8 protein-coding genes are annotated in these 9,485 nt (G+C 42.2%); 4 read left to right on the top strand and 4 right to left on the bottom strand.

Going from position 1 to position 9,485, the window contains the following annotated elements; all coding sequences use genetic code 11:
- Positions 1 to 238 precede the first annotated feature (238 nt).
- From L0B18_RS18660 to L0B18_RS18650, 3 genes are read left to right on the top strand one after another with little or no spacing between them, the layout of a single operon-like run.
- Entirely contained in the window at positions 239 to 1,768 is a 1,530-nt protein-coding gene (locus tag L0B18_RS18660; protein WP_234573462.1) for an acyl-CoA dehydrogenase family protein, read from the top strand.
- 8 nt (positions 1,769 to 1,776) lie between these two features.
- The gene (locus tag L0B18_RS18655) at positions 1,777 to 2,469 is read left to right on the top strand and encodes a Sir2 family NAD-dependent protein deacetylase (RefSeq protein WP_234573461.1); all 693 of its coding nucleotides are present in this window, start codon (positions 1,777 to 1,779) and stop codon (positions 2,467 to 2,469) included.
- Positions 2,466 to 3,326 carry an SGNH/GDSL hydrolase family protein gene (locus tag L0B18_RS18650; RefSeq protein WP_234573460.1) on the top strand — a complete coding sequence of 287 codons (861 nt, stop codon included), beginning with the start codon at positions 2,466 to 2,468 and terminating at the stop codon, positions 3,324 to 3,326. The genes L0B18_RS18655 and L0B18_RS18650 overlap by 4 nt, the downstream gene beginning before the upstream one ends.
- A 2-nt stretch (positions 3,327 to 3,328) precedes the next feature.
- On the opposite strand, the gene L0B18_RS18645 is transcribed toward L0B18_RS18650, so the two are convergent.
- Positions 3,329 to 3,988, bottom strand: coding sequence for a hypothetical protein (locus L0B18_RS18645; protein WP_234573459.1), 660 nt, complete (start codon positions 3,986 to 3,988; stop codon positions 3,329 to 3,331).
- Positions 3,989 to 4,031: 43 nt separating this feature from the next.
- Positions 4,032 to 4,727, bottom strand: a complete 696-nt coding sequence (locus L0B18_RS18640) for an SDR family NAD(P)-dependent oxidoreductase (protein WP_234573458.1) — start codon at positions 4,725 to 4,727, stop codon at positions 4,032 to 4,034.
- A 139-nt stretch (positions 4,728 to 4,866) separates the two neighbouring features.
- Between L0B18_RS18640 and L0B18_RS18635 the strand changes: the two genes are divergently transcribed.
- On the top strand, positions 4,867 to 6,933 hold the full coding sequence (locus L0B18_RS18635; protein WP_234573457.1) for an alpha-ketoacid dehydrogenase subunit alpha/beta: 2,067 nt from the start codon (positions 4,867 to 4,869) through the stop codon (positions 6,931 to 6,933).
- 127 nt (positions 6,934 to 7,060) lie between these two features.
- Here the strand turns inward: L0B18_RS18635 and L0B18_RS18630 are convergent, their stop codons facing one another.
- Together L0B18_RS18630 and L0B18_RS18625 are read right to left on the bottom strand one after the other, a co-directional pair.
- Positions 7,061 to 7,777 (bottom strand): DNA alkylation repair protein, encoded by a 717-nt coding sequence (locus L0B18_RS18630; RefSeq protein ID WP_234573456.1) that lies wholly within the window; start codon positions 7,775 to 7,777, stop codon positions 7,061 to 7,063.
- Entirely contained in the window at positions 7,774 to 9,342 is a 1,569-nt protein-coding gene (locus tag L0B18_RS18625; RefSeq protein WP_234573455.1) for a glycerol-3-phosphate dehydrogenase/oxidase, read from the bottom strand. Before L0B18_RS18625 ends, L0B18_RS18630 begins: the two co-directional genes overlap by 4 nt.
- Positions 9,343 to 9,485 lie beyond the last annotated feature (143 nt).

The following is a 9,485-nucleotide window of genomic DNA, read 5'->3' as shown; positions in this document are numbered from 1 at the left end:
CGGCCGTTAAGCTCCGCAGCGCCGATGGTACTCCCTTGCGGGGTAGAGTAGGTCGTTGCCTCATCCCTTTTTTCCCCTAAGCCTCTGATCGCCCTGCGCTCAGAGGCTTTTTTTATAAAGTGCACAATTACACCTCTTTATACATATTCATTATTCATATATAGGATGGAATGATAAAATGATGGATATTCTTTATATTATTAGCTTACTATATTACCATCAATAAATGCCGAGTCCATTGAGTTTTGACATAGCTAAATCCTTGAATATCAGAAAAGACATACACTCTTTCATCGAACACTATCGAAATAAGCTGAATGAGCTTTTTTGCGAGAGAAATAACGAAAATGAATTGTTAACAAATCGTGGAATTCCTCCCTATTTGTTACGTGAAGTGATGGAGTGTAACCCTCTTTCCACATTTATCCCGGAAGAATATAATGGCCGTGGAGCAATTACCAGCGAGGCTCTCTCAATGCTGGAAGCTTCCTCATATCAATCACTACCACTGTCTTTGATGATGGGTATCAACGGGGCCCTCTTTTTACAGCCATTGGCTAATTATGGTTCAGAAAAGGCCAAATCAACTATTTTTAAAGAGTTTCTTCATAGAAAGAATATGGGCGGGTTGATGATAACCGAACCCGATTTTGGCTCAGATGCTTTGCGTATGCAAACGGGTTTTCAATATCAGGAGAATAGTAAATCCTATAAAATTGACGGCCTCAAGCATTGGGCAGGATTAACCGGCTGGGCTGATTATTGGTTGATTACTGCAAGAGAAGTTGATAAAAACGGTGAATTGAGCCGTGACATTGGATTTTTTATTCATGATAGTTCCAATGGCGGAATTGACGTCCAGGAGTATTACAAGAATCTTGGTTTATATATGCTTCCCTATGGGAAAAATAAAATCAATATTGAGGTGCCTCAATCCCACCGGCTGGAGCCACAAACCACTGGTGTGACCATGATGCTGGACATCCTGCATAGAAGCCGGTTACAATTTCCCGGTATGAGTACGGGACATCTGAAACGTATGTTGGATGAAGCTCTGGAGCATTGCAGAACCCGGATTGTAGGGGGGATGAGTTTATTTAAATATGATCAGGTAAAAGAAAGACTTGCCAAATTACAGTCTTACTTTACCATCAGTTCGGCTATGAGCTATTTTACAAGTACCAATGTGCCGTTGGATAAAAATACCTCTCGCATGGACGTAGCAGCGAATTCAATTAAAAGTGTAGTCACTGATTATATGCAGGAAGCATCCCAGTCTCTGTTACAATTGGTTGGAGCTAAAGGATATAGATTGGATCACATAGCTGGCCGGGCTGTTGTAGACAGCCGACCGTTCCAGATTTTTGAAGGCTCAAATGATATTCTTTATCAGCAGATTTCTGAATCAATTCTCAAGATGATGAGGAAATCGAAAGAGACCAATTTATACAAATTTTTGAAGGATTACTCTTTGACCGAAAACGCCGCTGAGCATTTTAAAGACATGTTGAATTTTGAAGTGGATTTCAAAATGGCTCAGCGAAAACTGGTTCAGCTTGGCCGGGCGTTAGGAAGAATGGTTTCGATGGAAATGACGATCAAATTGGGCGAAAGCGGATTTAACAGTGATATGATATCCAACAGCTTAAAGGTTGTTAAGTCCGAAATTCATTCACTTTTCTCCACATATTCTTTCGCTGAATCCGCTGCAATTATCGACCATTATGGCGATGATAGTTCCTGGCTGGAATTTGTGAAATCAAAATAATAAACACCGTGCCTCATATTGTTGTACTTTCGGGTGCAGGAATTAGTGCAGACAGTGGTTTGGCGACATTCAGAGGTGCGGGTGGATTATGGGAAGGCTATGATATTACCGAGGTAGCTTCCATAGAAGGGTGGCATCGCGATAAAGAAAAAGTACTCGAGTTCTATAACAAGAGGAGAGAGCAACTTGCTAAAGCCGAACCAAATTCCGGTCATTTTGCAATAGCCAGTCTTGAAGATGAATTTACCGTAACAGTTATCACGCAGAATATTGACAATCTTCATGAACGAGCCGGCTCCACCAATGTTCTTCATTTGCATGGATTGTTAAGTGAAGCAAGAAGTGACAATGATCCGGATTTGATTACTGAGATTGGAACAGCACCAATCAGGCTTGGAGATAAAGCTTCTGACGGAACCCAGTTAAGACCGAATGTTGTTTGGTTTGGCGAACCGGTTCCTATGATCGAAATAGCTGCGGAGGCGGTTATGAATGCTGACATGTTTATCGTTGTTGGAACATCATTGGCAGTTTATCCCGCAGCAAGTTTGGTCCATTATGTGGAGGATGATATCCCAAAATTTTTAGTGGATCCCTCCAAAACTGAAATACACTTGACCGATGATTGGAAGCACATAAAACAAACAGCGGCTGTCGGTCTGCCAAAATTGACAAGAAAACTATCAAAAAAATATAGATGACAGAGCACAAAGCAACTGAGAAAGAAAAAGAAGCCCTGGAAAAATATTTACTCCAGTTTTTAAATTTAGAGAAGCATTTTCCACTTCTTCCCGGCATTGAGAATAAAGAATCAGTTGCGGGATTGATGGGATTAAGTGTGGAAGAACTCCAGAAATTGAGAAAACTTTTTGCTGAAAATGCCAAAGAATCCGCCCTCGAACTTTTAAAAGAAGAGGATGTTATCGAATGGGTTGATCAGATTCCATTTGAAAAAAATGATACAATTGTGGCTTTTGGCGACTCCTCTACAGACGATCTGCAGGGCTGGTTCGAGATCTTTAAAAACGTTCTGGACATTACGGTTGAGGGCGCCAATTTTACGTTTATAAATGCTGGTTTATCCTACAACACAACGTCTGAAGCTCTTCGACGAATGAACCGGGATGTACTTTCACATGAGCCTGATTGGGTTATTGTGAACCTTGGCACATTTGATGCAATAAGACCTTCATTTATGAAAAACCGAACGCTTATCCCCTTATCAGAATCATGGGAAAATCTTTCAATGATTGAGGATGCCATCGGTACCGTTACAGAAAACCCGCCAGTCTGGATTACGCCAACTGCCATTATTCCGGGCCTTCTGGATGAAATGGAATATTTCGATTTTGATATCGATGACAGAGATCTGGCAAGTGTTCGGGAAGTGATTACAGGCAAAAAGGGCTATATCGTGGATCCTTTGGGCCACCGAATGGGTAATCCTCCTGAAGCCTGGTACTTCCTCAGCGATGGAATCAACCCTTCTCTATCGGGTCATGTGAATACTGTAAAAGAGCTTCTGAAAAGCCTGGCGACTGCAAAAGTCAGAGAATGATTTTAGAACATTTTCTGAAATGAAAACAGGGTAACGGCCGGGGTCATTTTGTAGCTCAATGAGTTTTCTGATATTTCTGTGAATCCGAAAAGATCAGGCTGAATGAATGACAGTGATCGGTCTCCATCTTCAAGCTCAAAAAGGGAGGACTTATCAGATAATTGGTTGGCTACAAAATCATTGTTTTTCTGAGCCAGTACAAAGCTGTCGACCAATCCCAAGCCAAATCCCGCAAAGGCGCCTATGCTCGAGCCATATTGCAGGCCGTCAAGAAGTGATTGGTTACCGATTAACATAATGGCCGATCCCAAAGCGGCGCCAACTGTCGCTCCATAAAGTGTGTCCAAAAGAATGATGATTGACGAATTGGTGCCGTCATTAAAAAGCCCTGAAATAAAAAATTGTTGTCCTTTAGGCAACGTTGAAACATCATAAATGGCTATGGCGGTTCCACCCACAATTCCGGCTCCCAATCCAATTCGAAGTGGTGCAAAATCATTGCTATTCTGAAGTCCCATTGTAGCTACACCAAGAATAGATCCTGTAACGGCTCCGTTTAATAAATTGCCGCCAATCAGTTCAATTGACTGTGCCTTGCTGGATGAATACGAGTTAAAAAAGACGATACCCAATAGTGCAATTGAAAGAATAAACCGTTTCATATTATAGAATATTTAATCGTTCTGTTAAAAAATAGATTTTTGATTACTCAGGATTGTGTAAGGAAACAGGTAATATTTTCCCGTTCATAAATGTACCGCCATTTAACGTAAAATCTCCAACAAATCGCCCCATCTCCACAGGGTTTACAGGAGCATCTATGCCGGGAAATGCAGTCTCCAGCATTTCGGTTTGAACGGCTCCCAAACACAAACAATTCGCTTTGATTCCGTATTCAGAGAGTTCAAGAGCAAGGCATTCGGTCAAAATTGCTAAAGCACCCTTGGATGTACTGTATGCACTCAAACCGGGAAATTTCTCGCTGCCCTGAAATCCCCCCATACTGCCTATATTGACAATGTGAGAGTCTTTATTAAAATTATGTATCAGTTTTTTTGTAAGCATAATCGGTGCCATCAGATTTACAGCGAGCTGTTTTTCCCAATCATTATTTGTCTGTTCCAAAAAAGGTTTGTTGATGAGCAAACCTGCGTTGTGAATAAATCCGTCGATAGATAGTTGATGATCTTCCAGATGATTTTGAATAGCATCTGCTGAATCAGCATCAGTAATATCAAGCACTAAAGTAAAGATTTGTTCCGGTGCATAGGCTCGCAGTTGATCCAGCTTGTCTTCAGATCGGGCAATTGCCGTAACTGTACAATCTTTATTCACTAAAAACTTCGTTGTTTCCAAGCCGATGCCTCTGCTTGCTCCTGTAATAAGTATGTGTTTAGACATATTGAAAAGTTTAATCGAGTGAATGCTTTTTACAAGTTAAAAGAACAAAATAGTGCACAAATCATTCAATAGAGAAATAATGATGGAAATTGTCATGAATATTGTTCACGTTTCGTTATAAAAATAAAGCTTTGCCTGAATGAATCGTAAGCAAGAACTACATATTGATATCGATTGGAAGCAGGTAGCCCGTCTCATGTTGCTTTCCAGAAACATTGATGAAAAAGAAGAGAACGAGCTGACACCGGAGAAAAAAATTCTCTATCAATTTTCTTCAAAAGGCCATGAGCTGGCTCAAATTCTGCTTGGGATGAATCTGACCAATCCCAAAGATATGGTAAGTGCATATTATCGTTCTCGTCCCTTACTATTAACATTGGGTTTAACCGCGGAGGATGCCATCGCGTCCAATATGGCTAAATCAGGCGGATATAGCGAAGGACGTGACATCGGTACAGTTTGTAATCTCCCCAATGAAAAAGGGCCAACCGTATTGCCGATGGCCGGAGATGTGGGATCACAATACACGCCGGGAGCCGGTTATGCGCAAGCCATTCAGCTGTTGTCTCAAGCTTATCAAAAGGAAGAATATAACGGGGCAATTTCTGTGATTTTGGGAGGAGATGGATCGGTCGCCACAAATGGATTTTGGTCAGCTTTGACGATGGCAACGACACTCAATTTACCGGTTCTCTTTTTTGTTGAGGATAACGGATATGGAATTTCGGTGAAAAGTAATTTTCAAACACCGGGCGGAAACATTGCCAATAATCTGTATTCATTCAAAAATCTGAAAATTTTAAAAGGTAGCGGAACAGAACCCGAAGAAACTTCCGGATTAATTAAGCAAGCGACGGAATATGTCCGTGCACATAACGGCCCCGCACTCTTGAGATTAACTGTTCCCAGGTTGAATGGACATTCTTTTCAGGACAATCAAGCTTATAAGGATGATGCACTCCTGCAGCAAGAGATTAATAATGATCCTCTCAAAAAATTGAAGGAGTTCGTATTGAAGGGGATGATATCTGAAAAAGAGTGGAATAATCTGGAGAGTGAGATAAAGAATGAGGTTGACAAAGCGGCTGAAGAAGCATGGAATCGTTCAGAACCGGAATCTAAAAATCTGACTGAAGCTCTTTATAATGACGGAATGGAAGTTCAGAAAATAGGTGGATTATACAGTTCCGGGTATGAATTTCCGGAAAGTTCAATGGAACCAAAATCCGAAAAACAACGAATTAACGTTGTGGAATCTATACGGAGAACGTTAGAACATGAACTCGAAATCAATGAGAAGATCTTGGTTTTTGGAGAGGATGTTGGAGCAAAAGGCGGAGTTCACGCCGTTACATCCGGACTTCAAACAAAATTCGGAAATCAACGGGTTTTTGATACGAGTTTATCCGAAGAGGGAATCATTGGACGTGCTGTTGGATTGGCATATGCCGGTTTTATGCCTGTTGCAGAAATTCAATTTCGCAAGTATGCCGATCCGGCCACAGAGCAACTTAAAAATACGGGGACTATACGCTGGCGAACGGCCAACAAGTTTGCCGCGCCGATGGTGGTACGAATGCCGGGCGGTTTTGCAAAGTGTGGAGATCCCTGGCACAGTGAATCGAACGAGGCATTTTTTGCAAAAATGATTGGGTGGCAGGTTGTTGTACCTGCCAATGCAGAAGATGCGGCTGGATTACTTCGGTCAGCTATGAGAAGTAACAATTCCACAATTTTCTTTGAACACCGAAACTTGTTGGATTCCAAATATTCCCGAAAACCTTATCCGGGGGATGATTTTGTTGTACCGATTGGCCAAGCCAAAAAGCTGAAAGATGGCTCGGAGATTACAATTATCACTTGGGGTGCAATGTGCGAACGTTGCGAGGAAGCTGCTGAAGAATTGGATACGTCAGTTGAAATCATTGATTTACGTTCCATTATTCCGTGGGATAAAAAGATGATCTTTGAGTCTGTGAAGAAAACAAATCGCTGTCTGATAGTTCATGAAGACAACCGCACGGCAGGATTTGGGGCCGAAATTAGCGCCACCATTTCAGATGAACTTTTCAAATATCTGGACGCTCCCGTTCAGCGCCTTGCCTTTCCGGATATTCCTGTTCCATATAATGTTGATTTGATGAATTCGGTCTTGCCAGATGCCGGGAAAATCGCTGAAAAGATAGAAGAATTGGTCGAGTTTTAGACAGCTTAAAAAGCATTTCTGGTTTAAATCCGGTAAAGTGCAAGCTTTCACTCTTTCAGACAGAAATTTTGTGGCAAGTAAAGATTTTTATTCCATCTTTGAGATTGCGCTCTAAACCGGAAATGCATCAAACCTTTCCTTGTAAATACAATTGTCTAACTGGTTCATCCAGCTTTTCCATAGCATATCGCAACATCGTTCGTGGCATGTTTTGGTAGTGATTGTCAAGGAAATTTCTTAGCAGGACTTCATCCTGTTTGCCGATTTCCCTCAACATCCAGCCGGTTGCTTTGTGAATCAGATCTTCCGGAGCATCAAGATACTTTTCAGCGAGTTCAAGAGTCAGATCAAAATCGCCCTGATCCACAAAGTAGAAAGTGGTCATAATGGCTATTCTTCGTTCCCAGAGATCATCCGAATCAGAGAGTTGATATAAAATCGATCGATCTTCATTGTATTCAAACAGAAAATGTCCGGCAATATATTTTGCGGATGAATCGACCAAATCCCAGTTATTCACACCTTTGAGGTTGTCCAGATAAAAGTGGTAGATGTCCTCTCGGTCTTCAAAGTTTTTGTTTTTTTGATATTTGTAAACGAGAATCAAAACAGCTGTGAGACGAACTTCATGAAATGGCGATTGAAGAAGTTTCGCCACTTCAATGAGTGGAAGATCTTTATATTTTTTTGCGATTTCCCGTTGTTTCGGAACCCGAATTCCAAGGAATTGGTCACCTTCTCCATATTCCCCCGGACCGGATTTGAAGAAGCGTGCACTATGTTCCGCTATTTTGGAATCGGCTATTTTTTTGAGGGCTTCTACAACATTCTTGTCTCGCGTCATTCTGATAAGATGTAAGATGCGGCAATTTCCTGGTACATTTCTATCTGTTCATCAATCCAGGCTTGATCATGTCCCATTTCTTCTGCCATTAGTCTGGCAACTTCAGGAACCATTGCTACACTGGCTTTTGCATCGAGAAGGAGCGCGCGTGTTCTTCGGGCAAGAATATCCTCAACCGTCATTGCCATTTCATTTCTAACGCCCCACACAACTTCTGCTTTTAAATAGGGCAATCGCTCATGAAGTTTTTTGCCAAGTTCTACATTTTCTTTGATGAGCTTGTTGATTTCCACGCGATCCGATCCATAGTGATGAAGCGGATCATCCGGATCAATATTTTTGAGCCAGCCGTGAATTCGAAGATGCTCCGTAACACATTCCTGTACGTTTAATCCGGCCACAGTTGCAGCTTGGTCAACGGTGTCTTGGGCCATTTTACGATAGGTGGTCCATTTACCTCCGGCAATCGTTACCAATCCGGAATCAGAAATCATCAAAGAATGGTCCCGGGAAATGGAGGCTGTGTCTTTACCGTCACCTGCTTTTACAAGCGGACGCAATCCTGCGAAAACACTGCGAACGTCTTTTCGGGTGGGATTTCCAGTGAGATATTGAGAGGCATGTTTCAGAATAAACTCGATTTCATCTTCCTGGGCTTTGGGTTCCAGTGATGGTTCATCAACAAGCGTATCGGTAGTACCAATTACGATTTTTCCATTCCATGGAACGGCGAAAAGAACTCGTCCATCATCCGTATGAGGAACCATAATAGCAGATTCGCCCGGAGAAAACTCCTTGTCGATTACCAGGTGCACACCCTGGCTGGGTGCAATAATATTGCCGGCATCCGGATTATCCATTTTGAGAATTCCGTCTGTAAATACGCCTGTTGCATTCACCACAACCCGGCCGTTAATTTCGAAGTTTTCTCCGGTGAGTTGATCCTCAACTTTAACTCCATCTACCATGCTGTTGGATTTTAGAAGGCCGGTGACTTTTGCATAATTAATGAGAGTCGCATCATGATCAGCGGCAGTTTGCACCAGGTTTATGGCAAGACGGGAATCGTCAAATTGACCATCGTAGTAGATGACGCCACCTCGCAAGCCGTCACGTTCAAGAGTGGGAAGACGCTCAATGGTTTCTTCGAGATCCAAATGTTTAGATGGACCGAGGCCAAGTTTGCCTGCCAGCATATCGTACACTTTCATGCCCACTCCATAAAAAGGACCTTCCCACCAGTCGTAATTAGGTACAATAAAGGATTGATTATGAACGAGATGAGGTGCGTTTTGAATCAGTAGTCCTCTTTCGCGGAGAGCTTCCAGAACCAAAGAAACATTTCCCTGCTGTAAATAGCGAACTCCACCGTGGACCAATTTTGTAGAACGGCTGGATGTTCCTTTTGAGAAATCGTGCTGTTCAAGCAGCAAAGTGCTGTAGCCTCGTGTGGCAGAATCCACAGCAACACCAAGGCCTGTTGCGCCACCACCAATTATAATTACATCAAAATATCCCGCCTTTTCTTTGGCGGTTTTTAACATTTCTTCTCTGTTTAGGAGCATGGTTGATTGATTTACTAATAAAAGTTTTGTGTGTATCCTGGGTTTCTGCCCGGGATGAAATGAGTTATTCTCCGTCCTAAGCTCTGCTTAGGGCGGAATAATCGGAAGTGCTGCTTCCTTTCATGAATCGAAGCTTTACACCA

Origin of the sequence: Rhodohalobacter sp. 614A, assembly GCF_021462415.1 — a bacterium.
GTDB lineage: Bacteria > Bacteroidota > Rhodothermia > Balneolales > Balneolaceae > Rhodohalobacter.
This window is presented reverse-complemented; position numbering and strand designations above follow the sequence as displayed.

Bases quoted from the DNA above. Each gene is read 5' to 3' on its own strand.
- L0B18_RS18635 (WP_234573457.1), top strand. From the start codon at position 4,867: ATGAATCGTAAGCAAGAACTACATATTGATATCGATTGGAAGCAGGTA.
- L0B18_RS18645 (WP_234573459.1), bottom strand. From the start codon at position 3,988: ATGAAACGGTTTATTCTTTCAATTGCACTATTGGGTATCGTCTTTTTT.
- L0B18_RS18630 (WP_234573456.1), bottom strand. From the start codon at position 7,777: ATGACGCGAGACAAGAATGTTGTAGAAGCCCTCAAAAAAATAGCCGAT.
- L0B18_RS18625 (WP_234573455.1), bottom strand. From the start codon at position 9,342: ATGCTCCTAAACAGAGAAGAAATGTTAAAAACCGCCAAAGAAAAGGCG.
- L0B18_RS18650 (WP_234573460.1), top strand. From the start codon at position 2,466: ATGACAGAGCACAAAGCAACTGAGAAAGAAAAAGAAGCCCTGGAAAAA.
- L0B18_RS18640 (WP_234573458.1), bottom strand. From the start codon at position 4,727: ATGTCTAAACACATACTTATTACAGGAGCAAGCAGAGGCATCGGCTTG.